The sequence below is a fragment of the Gordonia sp. IEGM753 genome (assembly GCF_050321825.1).
In the GTDB taxonomy this organism is placed as follows: Bacteria; Pseudomonadota; Gammaproteobacteria; order Pseudomonadales; family Pseudomonadaceae; genus Aquipseudomonas.
Genome location: NZ_JBNQGB010000004.1, coordinates 38,852 through 55,719, shown reverse-complemented (window position 1 = coordinate 55,719; position 16,868 = coordinate 38,852). Strand labels below are relative to the sequence as shown.

Here is a 16,868-nt window from a genome sequence, read left to right as displayed (position 1 = left end):
CTGTTGCGGGTTTTACAGGTTCACTTGAGCCGCATCATCGCAAGCAGTCTTGACAGTTTTGTGACAGGTTTATGGCGCCAGTGAAGTGACTACTACCGATGGTCGGAAGCGCTCAAGAACGGCTGTTTAACGCCGATTACGCTGATGTTGATCAATGCGTTGCCGGTTTAAAAACCGCGCCGCCGACAGGGATGTCCGAGACGTGCACGCCAGCGTGCTTCATTCCTGCCATGAGTATCACTCGATGCTGCAAAAATCCCTGAGAGCACAAATCCTCGCCTTGCTGAGCGGTAGCTTGCTAGCCATGTTGCTGATTGCCCTTGCCTGCTTCCACTTTCTGTCCAGCGGTGTCCAGAGCTACGCGCATTTGGTTGACGGTCCGCTGCACACCTCGCAACTGATCGATGAGGCCAATCTGCAATTCAAGGTGCAGGTGCAGGAGTGGAAAAACGTCCTGTTGCGCGGCAAGCAACCGGCGGACCTGGATAAATACTGGAAGCAATTCGAAGACCGCCAGCGCGACGTTCAGGGAATACTCGGTGAGCTCGCCGGGCAGAAGGACCTTGAGCCGCAGCTCAAGGCCCGCATCGAGCGTCTTCGTAGCGAACACCTTCTGTTAGGCGCGGCGTATCAAAAGGGCCGTGATGCCTATGTCGCGGCCGGTGCCGATCCGACCGCAGGCGACAGTGCGGTCAAGGGTGTGGACCGTGCGACCAGCGAGCAGATGAGCGAACTGGTTAACGAGTTGCGCGAGCAGGGCGTGCAGCAATCGACTCTGATCAGTGCCAGCGCTGAAAATACGGTGTTGCTGGGCATTGTGGTGATGTTGGCTTCCGGTCTGTTGATCGGCTTGTTGAGTGTTTGGCTGGTCAACCGCAACCTGATTGAGCCGATCCGCAACCTGATCGAGTACGTGGCGCAACTCAGCCAGGGCCGTTTCGCCGAGCGCGTGGCCAGCACTCGCCAGGATGAATTGGGCCGGCTGGCGATGGCCGCCAACACCTTGCGTGATTTTCTGGCAGAAACGTTCACTCGTTTGCAGCGCAGCGCTACTGATCTCGACGGCGCCAGCGGTGAGTTGAACGCCATCGCCACGCTGATGGCCAGCGGCACCAACGAGCAATTCAATCGCACCGATCAGGTCGCTACGGCGATGAACGAGATGTCTGCCACGGCGCAAGAAGTTGCACGTCACGCAGCCGATGCGGCGCGCGCAGCAGATGATGCCGACCAGTCTGCGCAGCAGGGCGAAAAGGTCATGCAGGGGACGATTTACACGATCACCCAAATGCGCGGTGAAATTGCCAATACCGCCACGGTCATTCGTCGTCTGGAAACCGACAGCGGACGCATCGGCAAGGTACTGGAAGTGATTCGCGGGATTGCCGAACAAACCAATTTGCTGGCACTCAACGCCGCCATCGAAGCCGCTCGGGCCGGTGAAGCGGGGCGCGGTTTTGCGGTGGTTGCCGATGAGGTGCGCAGCCTGGCTCAGCGCACGGCGGCGTCGATCATCGAGATCAACCAGATCATTCAAACGGTGCAAACCGGTGCGGTGGATGCCGCGCAGGCGATCGAAAGCGGTCAGGCGCGCAGCGAAGAAAGTGTTGAGCAAGTGACGCAAGCAGGCGTGATGCTGGAACGCATCACCCAGGCCGTGGAGGCCATTCGTGACATGAACCGCCAGATCGCCACTGCCGCTGAAGAGCAGACTTCCGTGGCCGAGGACATCTCGCGCAACCTCACCGAGATCACCACCATCGCCAGTACCAACCTGGACAACGTGCAACGTACCGAAGCGGCCAGCCACAATTTGCACGGTTTGTCGGGGCAGTTGAATGAAGTGACGTCGCGCCTCAGCGCGTAATGCAACGTGCTGTGTACCGGTTTTCTTACCGAGTCGGTACACAGTCGATCTCAAGTCAGGCATAACGGTGTCGATGATGACCGTAACCCCATAACCCTAGAGGATGGTAGCCATGGTCAGCATCAGTTCCGTTTCGATCAATCAAACACTCTCGACACCGTCGAGCAAAACCGCGATCACCGACAGCAGCGATGACTCCTCGGTTGCGGCAACCGCCACTGCCGGCGCCGCCAGCGACAGCACCAAGGTCGCCGCCGGCGGTGCTCCAGCAAGCAGCGACAGCAGTTCCAGCAGCAGCGAAGAATCGGATTCGGTAAAAGCGCTGCGCAAGCAGATTGCCGAGTTGCAAAAGCAATTGCAGGAACAACAGCAGCAGTTGCAAGCGGCCCAGGCCAAGCAGGAAAGTGATGACGCCAAAGCGGCAGCGGTTGCCTCGGCACAGTCGCAGATCGCGAGCACTTCGGGGTCGTTACAAACGGCAACGGCGGCGTTGTTGCAAGCGCTGCAGGACTCCGACACCAGCACCTCCGGATCGCTGGTCAGCACCACGGCTTGATCTTTCGCCGTTTTTAAAATGCAAAAAAGCCGCACGATCCGAAAATCGTGCGGCTTATTTGTATTGCAGTTACTTGTCTTGCTTGTTGCTCAGTACTTTGCCGGTTTTGGCATCGACCTTCACGTCCCATTCAACGTTCTTGGCGTCGAGAATTTCTACCTTGTAGACATACGGGCCAGTCGCTTCTTGCTCAAGCTCGGTGTCTTTGATGTTGGCAGCGGTGGTACCTGGATGCTCGGCAAGAGCGACCTGATTGAGTTTTTCAAAGTCCATGATCGCACCAGACTTGAGCAGGCCCGGAATCAGGTCAGGGCGAACATCGGCCTGGGCCAGGCCAGCAGTCAGAGTCAGTGCGGCAGCAGTGAACAGGGCAGTCAGGGTTTTCATCAGGTTCTTTCCTTAGGTGAGCTGTTTAAGTGGGGCCAGATTAACTTCCCAAACTTAATTGACCCTTAAAAGAGCGTCAGGGTTCGATTGCGTCGTTTATTCAATTGCGCCACAGGACAACGTTTCATGCTGTGACCTCGATCAATGGAGGTACGGATGAAACGAATTATCGCACGTCTATATGCACCCCTGTTTTGGGGAGGATTCATTGCCCTAGGACTCGGCGTGGTGCAGGCCGGGTTTTCAGCGCTGTGGTTGCTACCGTTATTTCTCGCCGCGTTGGCCGTGTCATTCGTGACCGAGTGGGTGCTGCCGTATGAGGCGAGCTGGAACCGTGCGGCCGGTGATCGCGTGCGGGACATGCTTCACGCGTTGGTCAACGAGACGTTGAATGCAGTTGGCCTGCTGGCACTGCCGGGGCTGGTGGCATTGCTGTCGTTCGATGGCGTGTGGCCGAACCAATGGCCGCTGTGGCTGCAGTTGGCGCTGGCCATTTTCATTGCCGATGCGGGCATCAGCCTGATGCATTACGCCAGCCACCGTGTGCATGGGCTGTGGCGTTTGCATGCCGTGCATCACAGCGTCGAGCGCCTTTACGGCTTCAACGGTTTGATGAAGCACCCGTTGCATCAATTGCTCGAAGCCACAGCAGGATTATTGCCATTGCTGGTGCTGGGAATACCGCTGGAGGTAGCGACGCTGCTCGCATTCGCCATTGCCATTCAACTGCTGTTGCAACATTCCAATGTCGATATGCAGTTGGGACCGTTGCGTCATGTGTTCGCCTGGGCGCCCGTGCACCGCTTCCATCACATGAAGTACGGCAGGGCGGGCGACGTTAATTTTGGCCTGTTCTTCAACCTGTGGGACAGGTTGCTGGGAACTGCGTTCTACACCACGGACTACTCGATTCGTCACGGTGATTTGGGCATTGGCAGCCGGCCGGATTTTCCTCGCGATTACCTGGCGCAACTGCGCGACCCGTTCGCAGCGGCAACGCTAAGCAAGGAACCCTCGGTGCCTGAACCGTTGCGCCGCCGAGTCAATCCAGCAAGCGCAAATTGATCGGCTGCAATGCCTGGCGTGCGGTGACACCGAAGAGTTTTTTCAGGCTTCGGGAGAAGTGTGCGGAATCGGCAAACCCGGCCTCGTGCGCTGCTTGCGTCACCGAATTGCCCGCCAGAATCAACACCATCGACAACCGCAGTCGGCGCCATAACACCAGCCTGCGTATTGGCAAACCGAGCTGACTGGCGAACAGTCGTTGCAGCTGGCTCAACGACAAATTCGCCTCGGTCGCCAATGCGCTGGCCGCCACTTTGCGGTTCAGCAAACTGTCGAGCGCAGACAAGGCCCGTTCAAGCCGTGGATCGTTCAACGGGCGATGCGGGCACTGTTGAACGGCGTGCGTAAGACTCGACAAGGACAGCGCTGATTCGGTCACATGTTCGCGCAAGGTCTGGCCATCGAAGACCAATGGCTCCGCGTAAATGGTAAACACTGCATCCGTCGACTCGACGATGCGGTGGCGGGTTTGCGAAGGAATGAACAGGCGTTGGGCGGTGTGGGTTACGCCGTCCAGATTGATCGTTACCGGCCGATCAGGTGCGAGGATAAGTTGATGGGCGTAATGCGCATGCGGCGCCGTGCACCCCAATTCACCGTGGATCAGGCCAAAGTCATGGCCTAACCACAGTTCGCCGGTCCATTCGGCAGATTGCCTCACTCAGTAGCCATTGTTCTGTAGCACCTGCGCGACACTCGCTGCGGCAGGGCGTTTATAAAACTTCAACAGTTCGCTGGTGCGATTGGTAAAAATCCCGTCAACGCCGGCGTCCATGACTTTCTGATAATCCACGGCATCATCCACGGTGTAGGCGTGCACCAACAGGCCTTGGTCGTGGGTGTATTGGTTCATCCATGGTTGCACCAAATCCGAATAACTCTGATCGCCACCCTGGGTCAATGCCGCTGAAGGGCCGGTACCGATTGCGCCTTGGGCTTTGGCGTAATCCACCCATTGCTGAAACTCGGCTTTGGTTTTCGGCTGTTGCCTAGCGTAGAAAGTGGCTTTGTCCTTGTCGCCCGACTCGGCAAAAGTCACCTTCGACTTGGGTTCGATACTGCCTTCACCGACCCACAGCAGCAGTACCTTCGGCACGTGCGGCATTTCCTTTTCGAGCAACTCAAGGCTGCTTTTTTCGAAGGTCTGCAGTACTACCTTGCCTTTGCCCTGGCCGACCGCCAGCTCGCTTTTCGCCAGTTTCGAACCCGCCGGACTCAGCCAGCCGCGATCCTGCAGTTTGTCCTTGAGGTCACGCTCGATGCCGGGAAATTGTTTTGGCGCTTTGGTCTCTATGTACAGGCCGGGCTTGTGCAAAGGGTTGGCCTGGGCGATGTCGATGATTTCGTCGAGGGTCAAAATCTGCAGGCCCACAAACGAGGCGCGCGCACGATCCGGGTAAGCCGCGTTGAACCAACTGCCGGCATCCAGGGTTTTAAGCTCCGCGAGGGTGAATTCGTTAGCCGGGCTGTCTTTGCGCTCGGGAAATTTGCGGGCGACGTCGGTGGTGCGTTGCAGGTTGTTGTCGTGCAGCGCAAACAGCACGCCATCCTTGCTGCGCTGCAGATCCATCTCCAGGTAATCGGCGCCCAGATCACGGGCAAGCCTATACGACGCAGCGGTGGATTCCGGTGCATCGAAAGAGGCGCCACGGTGCGCGATCACCGCCGGGTGCGGGATGCCCATGCGCGTTGCGAGGGCGGTGGGGCTTGGCTCGCTGGCAGCCTGAGCCTGACCGAAGCCGAGCAGCACACTCATTAGCAGGGCGCTTTGGGTGAAGGTTGCAGGCATGGTCGAGATCCTTTCGCAGTTTTCAAAGACGTCTGTTTTAACAACTGAGCGCTGCGAGCGCCATCGCCACACCGACATAAACGTGTTTAAAGCAGATTTTTTCAGCGCGTCTGTGCGCGTGTTTGCAGTACTCTTGGCCACGGCAGTTTCCCCGGCAGAGGGAAACCCGTTGGCTGTCCTTGCGTGTAAACCATTGATCACCGGTCATTCACGACCTTTTGTGAGGTTTACCATGCGCATCACTTCCCAGCTCATCTGCCAGGCTGCCGACCAACTTAAAGGCTTCGTCGGCCTCAACCGCAAAACCGGCCACTACATCGTGCGTTTCAGTGAAGATTCCTTCGGCATGGACGTGGCGGACGACGGCATCATTCCCACCAGCGAATTTGTCTGGGCCGCCGGTAGCGGACCCGCCATGACGCTCAGCCGGGATTTGATTCAACTGCTGCTGGACCAGAACATCGATGACCGGATCAACATCACCGAACCGTTGCGGGTGTACATGAACCGGCGCGAAGTGCCGCAGATTACGGCGGTGCGGAGTCTGGTGCAGGGGTGAAGGTGTACGGTTGTTTTTGATGGCCGCTTCGTGAGCACACCCGACCTGCTCGCGATGGCGGCTTCAAGCGCGATAGCAATCATTGAGATTACAACACCAAGCGACTTTGCCCCGGAGCCCTTGTCGACTTTGCTGATAGTCAGTGCGTGAAAAAGGCGTCGTTCAGATCGTGCTCGATGGCAACAACGAGACGTCCACCCCAAGCTACAGAAAACGTTGGCAGCAACGAGCGTCCGCGCTGCTTCAGATACCTGCCGACAAGGTGTTGGTGCGCTGATCAACGATTCGGTTGTTCATTGTGCACAAAGTGCTGATGCATTTCCGAAGTCAGGCTCTCGATGCGTTCGGTGAGCGACTTGGTCAATTCGGTGAGTTTGGTGTTTTGCTCCAGCAACTCCATCAGTTGCGCCGAATTCTGCGCGGCTTGCGCCTGACGTTCGGTGTTGGCAACGGCCAGTGCTTCGCGGTGTTGCGCGTCGGCGTCGGACTGAGCCTTGTCGCGCGCAGCCTGTCGGGTCTGGGCCAGCAGAATCAGCGGGGCGGCATACGCCGATTGCAGGCTGAACGCCAGGTTGAGCAGGATGAATGGGTAGACGTCGAAATGCGTGACGCCAAACAGATTGAGGCACACCCAAATCACCACGATCAGGGTTTGCGCACCGAGGAAGGTCGGGGTGCCAAAAAACCGCGCAAAGGCCTCGGCTTTCAAGGCAAAGGTGTCGTTACCGAAGGTCGGGGCCAGATGCGCATGAGGCCGATGAAAGCGCAGGTGATCGACCGGTGCTGCGGATTGGGTATCGGGTTTGGTTGAGTTCATGACGCACTCTGCAAGGCTACGGGACTGACAGTCACTATAGCCCTGCACGAGAAACGATAAGCTGAATCAACGTTGAACGAGCGTGTGCCTTCAACCGGGCAGACGCTCGTTGGCAAACATGCTCACCGCTTGCTCCGCATTGCTTGCGCCGTCGCGTATCTGCAGGATGACGGTGCCCGCCAGATTCGCCAGTTCCACACCTTCCGCCGCCCGATCTCGGGTCGTACCCATGCTTTTGATCGCCTGCCGGGTTTCGGTCTGGATCAAACCGATCATGGTCGAAATCTCTGCCGTCGAACCGCTGGTGCGCGCCGCCAATTGGCGCACCTCGTCCGCCACCACGGCAAATCCACGGCCCTGTTCACCGGCGCGGGCCGCTTCAATGGCCGCGTTCAGCGCTAACAGATTGGTCTGGTCGGCGATGGCACGAATGGTGTTCACGATCGTGGTGATCTGTTCCGAGCGCTCGCCCAATTGCGCAATCAGCGTCGAAGACTGATCAATGTTGGCGGCAATTTCACGCATTTCGCTGGCAGTCTGCTGGATCACCTCAGTGCCTTGCTCGGCGACTTTGCGGGTTTCGACAGAGATGTGATACGCCTCGCTGGCGCTGCGAGCGTCCCGTTCGTGCTGCTGAACCCGGGACGTTACGTCCGAGGCAAACTTCACCACTTTGCTCAACCGTCCGCTGGCGTCGTACACCGGGTTGTAGTTCGCTTCCAGCCAGACAACTTGCCCGCGTTTATCAACGCGCTCGAACTGCCCGTGGAAAAACTCCCCTTGATTCAACCGGCGCCAGAAGTCTTGATACTCGCTGCTGTTAATCAATGAGTCGGTGCAGAACAACCGGTGATGTTTGCCTTTGAGTTCGGCAAGGGTGTAACCCATCCGCGTCAGAAAGTTCTGATTGGCACTGATGATGCTGCCATCGAGATTGAATTCGATCACCGCCATGGCGCGATCGATAGCCTCCAACCTGGCCTTGGTTTCACTCTCTTGCTGCACCTTTGCCGTCACGTCCATTGCATATTTGACCACCTTCACCACATTGCCCGCCGCGTCCTTGATCGGGTTGTAGTTGGCTTCCAGCCAAATCGGTTGCCCGTTGCTGGCGACCCGTTCAAATGTGCCCGACTCGAAATGCCCGCCCTTCAATCGCGTCCACAACTGTGTGTATTGACTGCTTCTGGCGAACTCCGGGGTACAGAACTGACGATGCGGTTTCCCCAGCACCTGTTCGACGGTGAAACCCAGGGTCTTCAAAAAGTTTTGATTGGCGCGCAATACGTTGCCGTTCAGATCGAATTCGACCACAGCCATTGAGCGATCAATCGCTTCTAGCAATGCAGTTTGGTTGGCGAGGTTTTGCTGGAGATCGTCGATGGTCGACTTATGGCGATTGAAGAACATGGCTGCGAGGCTCTGGAAGTTGGAAAAACATGGAGTCAGTCCCTATTCCTGCGCCTGCGAGCCGAAAATCAAGGTTACCTTCGGCGTTGTCTGCTCAATGTCAGCAATCCTTGGCTGACAGAGCAATACTTATACAAAAAATAATAAACTTGTACAAGAATTGTATTTTTTGACGTGTTGTACAAGTTTTTCACGCGCTTACGCCTTTTTCGCCACTGACCGCAGCAGTGTTCAGCGCGATGTTTATCTTGTTTCGGCCCGTATTTTTAGCGATATAAAGCGCTTTATCGGCTTCGTCCAGCCAGGTGATCGCGTCGGCAAACGAGGATTGAAACGCTGACAGCCCGATACTCAGGCTGATGCGCAGGCCGGGTACATCCTCATGGCGATAGTCACGCAGCACTTCCAATATCCGTTCCATGACATCCCTGGCCTGATGCAGTGGCATGTTCGGCAAAATCACACAAAACTCGTCCCCACCATATCGCCCGGCCAGATCACATTCTCGCAAGTTGCGTTTGAGTTCGATGCTGAGCTGGCGCAACACCGAATCACCCACGATGTGCCCGTAGTTATCGTTGATAGGTTTGAAGTGGTCGATGTCGATCAACGCAATGGCCGCGGGCTCATTGTGGGCGCGACAGTGTTCGAACTTGAGTTGCAGCAGGTCTTTCCAGGCGCCGTGATTGAGCAGCCCGGTCAAGCTGTCGGTTCGGCTCAATGCACTCAAGGCGCGCTTGTGTTCGGACAGTTTTATCGCCAGTCGATAGCAAACCGTACCCAGCGCCAACGGGTAGAACGTGAGCATTGGCATGCACGCCCAAATCTGTGCCTGAGTGGTTATCGGTACAAACCTTATCCCAAACAGCCACCACGAAATCAGCACGCCCAGCGCTTGGGTGGCGGCGCCGAGAGAAAACAGACGCAACCCTCCGGCAGCGACATTGTTCATCGCCATCATCGACAGGATTGTCACCGTGGTCAGGGGATTGAACTGAATCGTCGCGGCCCAGAAACCACCCAATAACGAATCGTAAATCAGGTTTCGATGTTCAGCCTGGTAAGGGAACGCTGAATGGCGGGCTATTTGATAGGCCACGTGTGGCCAGATGAAGCCGTTGAACAGCAGCAATCCCCAGACCCACATCGGCACATCGAAGGGGTAGAGCGCTGTGGCCACACTGATGAAGCCAATGCCCGAGCCAATGAATCTGGGTATATAAATGCGCCTGGCAAATGACAAGCCCTTGCCGCGTTGGTTTTCCATAATTTCCTGCGCCAGATTCATTCTGAAACACATTGTGGTGTTTAATCAGAGCTACCGTTCATCGGTAAAACGGCTGACATTGTCATTTATTCCAAGCGGAATAATCAGTGTCCTTCGAAGCCATTTAACGGTAGCAGGGCGCAGTGAAGGGGCGATTCAGACTTCGTAGCAGGCTAGAAACATATCCAGTGCTGACTCTGCCACAACGGTTTGTTTGTCACTGGAAAGCGCTGGGACGCCCATGGAAATCTGTGGCCAGAACGCGAAGGATTTGAGCATTCCATGAATCTGCTGGGCCGCGAATTCCGGTTCCGCTGGCTTTAACCGGCCGTCAGCCTGAGCGGCGCGAATCCATACGGTCAAACCTTCCTCTCGCTCACTCATCCTCGCGACCATGTTTTGCGCGCGTTCCGGTGAATGGATGGTGGCGGCAATCGCGACACGGGCAAGGTCGAGAAAGTTGTTATCACCCATCATTTGTAATTTCGCCTTGAGCATCTGGCGCATCTGCTCGCGCAAAGGCACGTCTGGGCGGTAGGGCGTTTCTGTTTCTGCCGTAAGCCTTGCCCACAATTGATTGAGAATTTCGGCGAACAACTCTTCCTTGCTGGGGAAATGGTTGTACACCGTGCGCTTCGATACACCCGCCGTCGCGGCTATTTTGTCCATGCTGGTGATTTCGAACCCGTTGGCCCGGAATTCGGCAATCGCCGCCAGAATGATGGCTTCGCGTTTTCGGTCGGTGAGGCGCTGTGGAGCTGTCATAAGTAAGCTTCGGCAGAAGAAAGTGAGAATTACACTCGGCAGTTTACTTGTGATCCGGATTCATGCAACCTAGAAACTACACTGTGCAGTGTAATGTTTTGTTAATCCTGCCCAGTGAAAATTAGAAGGTTCGGCTGATGCGTGCGTGCTTTGGCCATTTATCGTCCTACCGTGAACAATCGGAATCTTTGCGGTTTTTCTGGAGTCACTCAGTCATGGCCACTTCAAATTCCCCTGCAGATAACACCGCCGCACCTCAAGCGTCCCCTCAGGTAGAAGGGCACTTTCGCAATGTTGCGCCGGTGCAACGTGAAGGCTTGCGTAAAATGCTGCGCATCATGTGGAACATGATTTTCCACAAGCCGCGCAATACTCGCCCGACCAATGCCGTGCCGGTACAAGCACTGACGCAAGCGGCATTGCTCGCCGCGCCCAATCACAGCGTCTATCGCTTGGGGCATTCCACGGTATTGCTGAAAATGCGGGATAAATTCTGGATCACCGACCCGGTCTTCGCCGAACGTGCCTCACCTGTGCAATGGGCCGGCCCCAAGCGTTTTCACCAGCCGCCTATCAGCCTCGATGAATTGCCACCGATTGAAGCGGTGATCCTGTCCCACAATCACTACGACCACCTCGACTACCAAGCCGTGGTCAAACTGGCGCACAAGGCGAACCACTTCCTGACGCCGCTGGGTGTTGGCGACACGCTGATCAAATGGGGCATTGATGCGAGCAAAGTGCGCCAATTCGATTGGTGGCAAGGCACCGAAGTCGACGGCATTCAGTTCATCGCCACGCCGTCGCAACATTTTTCCGGGCGAGGCCTTTTCGACGGCAACACCACGCTCTGGGCTTCGTGGGTGATGATCGACGGTGACACACGTATTTTCTTCAGCGGCGACAGCGGTTATTTCGATGGCTTCAAACGCATTGGCGAACAATACGGCCCGTTCGACCTGACACTCATGGAAACCGGTGCCTACAACGTCGAATGGCCGCATGTGCACATGCAACCCGAGCAAACCCTGCAAGCGCACATCGACCTCAAGGGCCGCTGGTTATTGCCGATTCACAACGGCACGTTCGATCTGTCGATGCACGCCTGGTTCGAACCGTTTGACCGGATCCTGGCCTTGGCCTGGGAGCGGAATGTGTCGATTACCACGCCGCAAATGGGCGAGGCGTTTAATGTGCTGCAACCGCAGCGGGGCAGCGCTTGGTGGTATGAGGTCGAGCAGCAGGCCTACCAGCAGAGTGTCGGCTGAGCTACAAATGATGGTGAATATTCATACCTGATCTGTCGACAAGTGCTGGCCAACATTTGCGGTGGCCTCTGTAGATTGAAGAGCGAATGATCGAATTCATTCGCCATCAATCAACCGAAGGCTATTAATTACATGGACGTCAGATTAGAAATTGCTGTGAAAGCTCAGGCAACTGAGACAAGGATCGAATACCTCAGCGTCGATGAACTCACTCGAAAAATGTCGCTCAATCAGCTAACTGCCGTGGCGCTTGTGCGGCATTTGCAGCATCGGATCAAGAGGCTGGATAAGCAGGGGCCGCAAATAAATGCGGTTATCGAACTCAACCCAGATGCTTTGAATATTGCCAAGGCGCTGGACAAAGAACGCCGAAACGGCTTCGTTCGTGGACCTCTGCATGGCATCCCGGTATTGCTCAAGGACACTATCGATACGTCAGACCAGATGCAGACCAGTGCCGGTTCGCTGGCCATGATCGGAAAGCCTGCTGCTCAGGATGCGTTTATCGTGCAGCGACTCAGAGCGGCCGGGGCCATCATCCTGGGTAAAACCAATCTCAGTGAATGGGCCGGTTTTCGTGACCCGAATATCCCCGATGGTTGGAGCTGCCGCGGCGGACTCACCAAAAATCCCCACGTGTTGAGCGTCACACCACTCGGCTCGAGCTCTGGCTCTGCAGCGGCTGTTGCTGCAGGCTTCACACCGTTGGCGGTCGGCACGGAAACCGCGGGTTCCATTGTTGCGCCGGCATCCATCAATGGCGTGGTAGGCCTTAAGCCCACGGTAGGCCTGCTGAGTCGTAAGGGTATCGTCCCGGTTAGCCTTTACGTCGATACCCCGGGGCCAATGGCGCGTACTGTTCGTGAGGCTGCACTGCTTTTGAACGTCATGATTGGCAGCGACCCTGCGCAATTGGACGAAAAACCTCTCGCTATCAATGGCGTGGACTACACAGCATTAATGCTTCCCGATTCGCTGATAGGACGGCGTATAGGTTTTCCGGCCAAGTTTGATGAAAACGATGAAGCGGCGCGGATCGACCCTCAGTTTTCGCAGGCCCTGGAAGTTATGCAAGCTGCGGGAGCAATGTTGATTCCTGTGGAATTCAATGACCCTGCAACGCAAACGATGGAGGCCGTGGACAGGGCGTTCTCGATGAGTATCAAGTGGGAACTGCCCAAATATCTGGCGACGAGAACGGGCCTGGCAATCCAGAACCTTGAGGACCTTAAGCAATACAACGATAGCTTTCCGGGTGTCGAGGGTTACGGTCAATCCACGTTGGCAGCGGCCTGCGACATTGAGTTTGATGAGCAGGCTTACAACGAGTTGTGGCAAAAAATCCAAAGCGAAAATGCGGCAGTCATCGAAGATGTGTTGGTAACGAATCAACTTGATGCCTTGCTACTGGATGTGGGGTCACCCGGTTTGAACGTTATACCTTTGGCGGGATACCCCAGCATCATGATGCCTTCTGGGGTGGACGATGACGGAGTGCCTACCTCCATATTGTTCTTCGGCGCTCGTTGGAGCGAAGCGACGCTTCTGGCATTGGCCTACGGTTATGAACAAGCCTCTGAAGCAAGGCCAGTCCCCACATTCAAGTCATAAGCGTCACTGATGCCGCGAATTTTTTGCACTGCTTGGCAAGGGGCGTGGGCGTTCACTCCACCATCGCATAATCCGCTCGACCCACTGGATTGGGCGTGCAGCCCCGTACATTCATCCCTCGCCCTGGTGCGAAACCCGGGAAGAACACCAGCCCTTCAGACTCGAACCGATAAGCCAGCGTCAGCCGGGTTACATCCAGCACCTCGCGCTCGTCCTCGAATCGCTGAATGGCGTCTACGGAAACCCCGGATTCGCGGGACAGCTCTTCGACACTCCAGCCCAACATGGCCCGGGCCTGGGCGCAATGTGCAGGGGTGAATTGAAAAAGGGCGATACGTTCCAGGGTGATTTTCATCGCTTGAGTGGCCATGGTGTTCTCCGGGCTCGAGAGTGCTGATTCAAGATGTACTGTGTTTTTGTACAGTTGTTTTGCGCCCGGATCAAACTCATTTTTTGATTTGTTCTATTTCGCCCCCTCCAACCAGACGGACGGTGGGTGCCCCAATACGCGACGAAACATCGTCGAGAACTGACTCACATGGCGATGGTGGGGTTCGCGGAGCTTGATCTGGACGTTTGGTTTGTGGGGCTGTGGATTGACTGGGGATTCGATTGTCCACACCGTGGATCGGGCGGATTCCGGTTCGATTCCATCCGCGGGTGTACATCGGTTTGCTGGTGTTGGTGATGATCAGCATGTGCCTGAGTTAAACGCTGTTACTTCGCCTCCAGCCCCGGCGCTTCGCGAATAATAAAGTGATCCAGGTTCTCGATATTCGCACTGAAAACCCCGAACGTCTGCTCGGGGTTCTTCTTGCTCGGCACCTGCGTCAACTCCGGCGTCACGCCATAAAAGAAGCAATACAACTGCGCTTCACTGTCGATGGCATGTTTGATCTCCTCCAGAAACGCTTTGCGCTTGCGGTAGTTCTCGATCAACTTCTTGCTCAGGTAGACGTTCACTGAATAAGGCTTCTTCTTCACCTCATCCACGTGCTTGAACCAGACCTTCTGCTCGAAATCGATGCGAAAACTCTGGGTGTAATCCTTGATCTCCTTGATCTTGCCCCAGTAAATCAACCCCTTGTTGTCCGTCAGGTATTCGATCTTTTTGAAGAACGATCCATACGGCGCCGTGTGCTCGCCGATCTTCAGCGGCATGCGTTTGATCAGTTCCTTATCGTCGAAGTTCGACACGAAGCACTCCACCGGATGCGCAAAGACACTGGTCTTGTCCGGCGCTGATTCGTGGCTTGGGTGCTCGTTATCGCTGTGCTTTGTAAGAAGTTTCGGATTGTCACGCAGTACCTCTGGCGCCACAGCCGGGTTCGACGGCTTACGCACATACTGACGCCGAGTCAGCAACAACTCCGACGGGAAATGCTCCTCGCGACTGTCATCCGTTTCCGCACCGTCCGCGTCCATAGCCGACGCCGGTGCCTTGAGACTCAGATAAGGACAATCCGCCACATGCCGCGTGCCCGGGGTATTTTTGAAGTGTGGAGTACGGATGTAATTCACGTTCTTGGCGTTGAACGTCGTCAGCACGTTCGCCGCATCGAATGCCAAGCGGCAGGCATCGTTGGGGCATTGGAAGTGTTCTTTGGCGGAATCGAACGCCACGGTCTCGTCGAAATTCAGGTCGCGCACGTCATAGATCGACAACTTGTCGTCGAGACTGAGGCAGTAGGCGAGGTCGAATTTCATGGTGGATTCAGATAGCCGGGGAAGAAGAGGCTATTAATAGCATCAACTTACGCAACGCTTCAAAGCGCTTCTTCGCCCGCCAGTTCTACGCGGTTTCTGCCTGAGCGCTTTGCCAGGTACAGGGCGGTATCCGCCAGGCTGTAAGCCGTATCGAAACGTGTTCCAACAGCACTGGCACTCACGCCGAAACTCGCGGTGATCTGGCGGTTCACGGGGCTGTCAAATACATGAGTGGCGATTGCTTCGCGCATGGCTTCCGCGAGGTTCAAGCCTTCGTTGATTTCGCCGGCGGGGATCAGCACGGTAAATTCTTCACCGCCCACTCGCCCGATTTTTCCGCTGTCGCCGACGATCCTGCGCAGGCAGCCGACGATGCCCTGGATCACCGCATCCCCGGCAGGATGACCGAACTCATCATTCACCTGCTTGAAGTGATCGATGTCCAGAACGATCATCACCGCACCGACCTTTTGCAAGGTCTGTACGGACAGGTCAATCACGGCACTGCGATTCAGGACACCCGTCAGGCCATCGTGAGTCGCGCGATATTCGAGCTGGCGGGCCAATATCTGCAGTTGCGCATTCAGGGTATTCATCTCGCGTTCGGCCCGGTCGCTTCGACCAATCAACCGGCGAGTCTCGCGCATCAAACGCTCAAAGTGCGACGTGATATCAGCCAGCGAACGCTGGTACGTTCCGGCATCAGCCCCGCTCAGCGCCAACGTCGAGCGAGCGCGCTCTAGCGCATCATTCTCGCTTTTGAACAGATCGGGAGTCGAGTCACCCACATCCCCGACGGCAGTGACTAAAGGGGTCATGTTTGTCATTACCTCAGGTCGTAATCGCGTGATCGTTGAAAATAATCGATTCGAAGTCGGCCTTCAGCTCCTCGCCAAACTCGAAAATCGTTTCGTCTTCCTCATCGTGGTACCAGTTCACTTCAATCCGGTTGCCAGCCTGAGCCGAGCGATCAAGCGCATCGAAAATGCTGAACAGCATTTTGGTGCTGGAGCTATTGAAATACGCCAACGCAATGTTGGTCGTGATCGTCGCGTCTTGGCACCCGTCCAGAAAACTGCGCAACTGCTGGAGGATCGGCGCATAAAAAGCCGCCGCGTTTTCGGGGTAAGACTCGCCTTTTATCGACAGCAGGTTTTGATCGAAACGAAAGTCCACTTCCGGTGATGTTGCGGTGGCGTGAATGTAGAAATTATCCATAACGCTCTCGACTCAAATGATGGCTTTAAGACAAAACAGGGTAGTGTCCGGATCGTCCGCTCTGGGATGAAAGTCAAACTCCAGGGGCGCGCAAGCGTCGCGCGCCATCGTCAAAAAACCCAGGCCGGCGCCCTTGCTGTCGACCGGCGTTTCGGCCCGCAGTGTCACCTTGTAAGCCTGTTTGATTTCTTCCAGCGACATGCTGCGCAGGGGCTCAAGTTTCTCCCGCAGGCGCTCGACTTCGGTGGTGGCCACGGGGTTGGCGCAGAGCATCAGGTGGTGCTCACCTTCCTTGCTGATGCACACCGCGCCCTGGCGCAACACCGACTCATCGGACACAGCGGTGTACAACGAGTCGGAGGAGTAATGGAGGATGTTTTGCGACAGCTCCACGAAGGACGAGAACAACTTGCGCCGTGTCGGGCCACTCACACCGGAGATCTCAAGTTGCAGCTTCACCACTTCCGCCATCGCCGAAAGGATGTGATGGGAGAAGTAACCCATGTGATAGAAAATGACATTTCGTTGCTGGGCCAGATCGAAAAAAGTGCAGTCGTGTTGCACGGACGCAGGGTTGAGCAT

18 protein-coding genes are annotated in these 16,868 nt (G+C 56.0%); 6 read left to right on the top strand and 12 right to left on the bottom strand.

Features of this window, described 5'->3' with window-relative positions:
• The first annotated feature begins 244 nt into the window (after positions 1-244).
• A complete protein-coding gene (locus tag ACQR3R_RS19930) occupies positions 245-1,867 on the top strand; it encodes a methyl-accepting chemotaxis protein (RefSeq protein ID WP_428274544.1) in 1,623 nt (540 codons plus the stop codon).
• A 112-nt stretch (positions 1,868-1,979) separates the two neighbouring features.
• On the top strand, positions 1,980-2,423 hold the full coding sequence (locus tag ACQR3R_RS19925; RefSeq protein WP_428274542.1) for a hypothetical protein: 444 nt from the start codon (positions 1,980-1,982) through the stop codon (positions 2,421-2,423).
• Positions 2,424-2,492: 69 nt separating this feature from the next.
• On the opposite strand, the gene ACQR3R_RS19920 is transcribed toward ACQR3R_RS19925, so the two are convergent.
• The gene (locus ACQR3R_RS19920; protein ID WP_428274540.1) at positions 2,493-2,810 is read right to left on the bottom strand and encodes a PepSY domain-containing protein; all 318 of its coding nucleotides are present in this window, start codon (positions 2,808-2,810) and stop codon (positions 2,493-2,495) included.
• Positions 2,811-2,966: 156 nt separating this feature from the next.
• Between ACQR3R_RS19920 and ACQR3R_RS19915 the strand changes: the two genes are divergently transcribed.
• Entirely contained in the window at positions 2,967-3,875 is a 909-nt protein-coding gene (locus ACQR3R_RS19915; RefSeq protein WP_428274538.1) for a sterol desaturase family protein, read from the top strand.
• On the opposite strand, the gene ACQR3R_RS19910 is transcribed toward ACQR3R_RS19915, so the two are convergent.
• Together ACQR3R_RS19910 and ACQR3R_RS19905 are read right to left on the bottom strand one after the other, a co-directional pair.
• Entirely contained in the window at positions 3,853-4,536 is a 684-nt protein-coding gene (locus tag ACQR3R_RS19910) for a helix-turn-helix domain-containing protein (RefSeq protein ID WP_428274536.1), read from the bottom strand. The genes ACQR3R_RS19915 and ACQR3R_RS19910 overlap by 23 nt on opposite strands.
• Positions 4,537-5,664: a glycerophosphodiester phosphodiesterase family protein gene (locus tag ACQR3R_RS19905; RefSeq protein ID WP_428274534.1), complete on the bottom strand. Its 1,128-nt coding sequence runs from the start codon at positions 5,662-5,664 to the stop codon at positions 4,537-4,539.
• A gap of 232 nt (positions 5,665-5,896) precedes the next feature.
• Here ACQR3R_RS19905 and ACQR3R_RS19900 point away from each other — a divergent pair, with 232 nt between their 5' ends.
• Positions 5,897-6,223 carry a DUF2025 family protein gene (locus ACQR3R_RS19900; RefSeq protein WP_428274532.1) on the top strand — a complete coding sequence of 109 codons (327 nt, stop codon included), beginning with the start codon at positions 5,897-5,899 and terminating at the stop codon, positions 6,221-6,223.
• A gap of 277 nt (positions 6,224-6,500) precedes the next feature.
• Here the strand turns inward: ACQR3R_RS19900 and ACQR3R_RS19895 are convergent, their stop codons facing one another.
• The 4 genes from ACQR3R_RS19895 to ACQR3R_RS19880 form a co-directional block, all read right to left on the bottom strand.
• Entirely contained in the window at positions 6,501-7,040 is a 540-nt protein-coding gene (locus ACQR3R_RS19895; protein WP_428274530.1) for a DUF1003 domain-containing protein, read from the bottom strand.
• A gap of 90 nt (positions 7,041-7,130) precedes the next feature.
• Positions 7,131-8,450 (bottom strand): methyl-accepting chemotaxis protein, encoded by a 1,320-nt coding sequence (locus ACQR3R_RS19890; RefSeq protein ID WP_428274528.1) that lies wholly within the window; start codon positions 8,448-8,450, stop codon positions 7,131-7,133.
• 190 nt (positions 8,451-8,640) lie between these two features.
• Positions 8,641-9,717 (bottom strand): diguanylate cyclase, encoded by a 1,077-nt coding sequence (locus tag ACQR3R_RS19885; RefSeq protein WP_428274527.1) that lies wholly within the window; start codon positions 9,715-9,717, stop codon positions 8,641-8,643.
• Positions 9,718-9,873: 156 nt separating this feature from the next.
• Positions 9,874-10,482: a TetR/AcrR family transcriptional regulator C-terminal domain-containing protein gene (locus ACQR3R_RS19880; protein ID WP_428274525.1), complete on the bottom strand. Its 609-nt coding sequence runs from the start codon at positions 10,480-10,482 to the stop codon at positions 9,874-9,876.
• 215 nt (positions 10,483-10,697) lie between these two features.
• Between ACQR3R_RS19880 and ACQR3R_RS19875 the strand changes: the two genes are divergently transcribed.
• Both ACQR3R_RS19875 and ACQR3R_RS19870 read left to right on the top strand, forming a co-directional pair.
• A complete protein-coding gene (locus ACQR3R_RS19875; protein ID WP_428274523.1) occupies positions 10,698-11,750 on the top strand; it encodes an MBL fold metallo-hydrolase in 1,053 nt (350 codons plus the stop codon).
• Positions 11,751-11,882: 132 nt separating this feature from the next.
• Entirely contained in the window at positions 11,883-13,361 is a 1,479-nt protein-coding gene (locus ACQR3R_RS19870) for an amidase family protein (protein ID WP_428274521.1), read from the top strand.
• A 52-nt stretch (positions 13,362-13,413) separates the two neighbouring features.
• Here the strand turns inward: ACQR3R_RS19870 and ACQR3R_RS19865 are convergent, their stop codons facing one another.
• The 5 genes from ACQR3R_RS19865 to ACQR3R_RS19845 form a co-directional block, all read right to left on the bottom strand.
• The gene (locus tag ACQR3R_RS19865; RefSeq protein WP_428274519.1) at positions 13,414-13,731 is read right to left on the bottom strand and encodes a hypothetical protein; all 318 of its coding nucleotides are present in this window, start codon (positions 13,729-13,731) and stop codon (positions 13,414-13,416) included.
• Between the two features lie 347 nt (positions 13,732-14,078).
• The gene (locus ACQR3R_RS19860) at positions 14,079-15,068 is read right to left on the bottom strand and encodes a hypothetical protein (protein ID WP_428274517.1); all 990 of its coding nucleotides are present in this window, start codon (positions 15,066-15,068) and stop codon (positions 14,079-14,081) included.
• Between the two features lie 59 nt (positions 15,069-15,127).
• Positions 15,128-15,886 (bottom strand): diguanylate cyclase, encoded by a 759-nt coding sequence (locus ACQR3R_RS19855; protein ID WP_428274515.1) that lies wholly within the window; start codon positions 15,884-15,886, stop codon positions 15,128-15,130.
• A 13-nt stretch (positions 15,887-15,899) separates the two neighbouring features.
• A complete protein-coding gene (locus ACQR3R_RS19850; RefSeq protein WP_428274513.1) occupies positions 15,900-16,286 on the bottom strand; it encodes a SiaC family regulatory phosphoprotein in 387 nt (128 codons plus the stop codon).
• Between the two features lie 12 nt (positions 16,287-16,298).
• The gene (locus ACQR3R_RS19845; RefSeq protein WP_428274511.1) at positions 16,299-16,868 is read right to left on the bottom strand and encodes a SiaB family protein kinase; all 570 of its coding nucleotides are present in this window, start codon (positions 16,866-16,868) and stop codon (positions 16,299-16,301) included.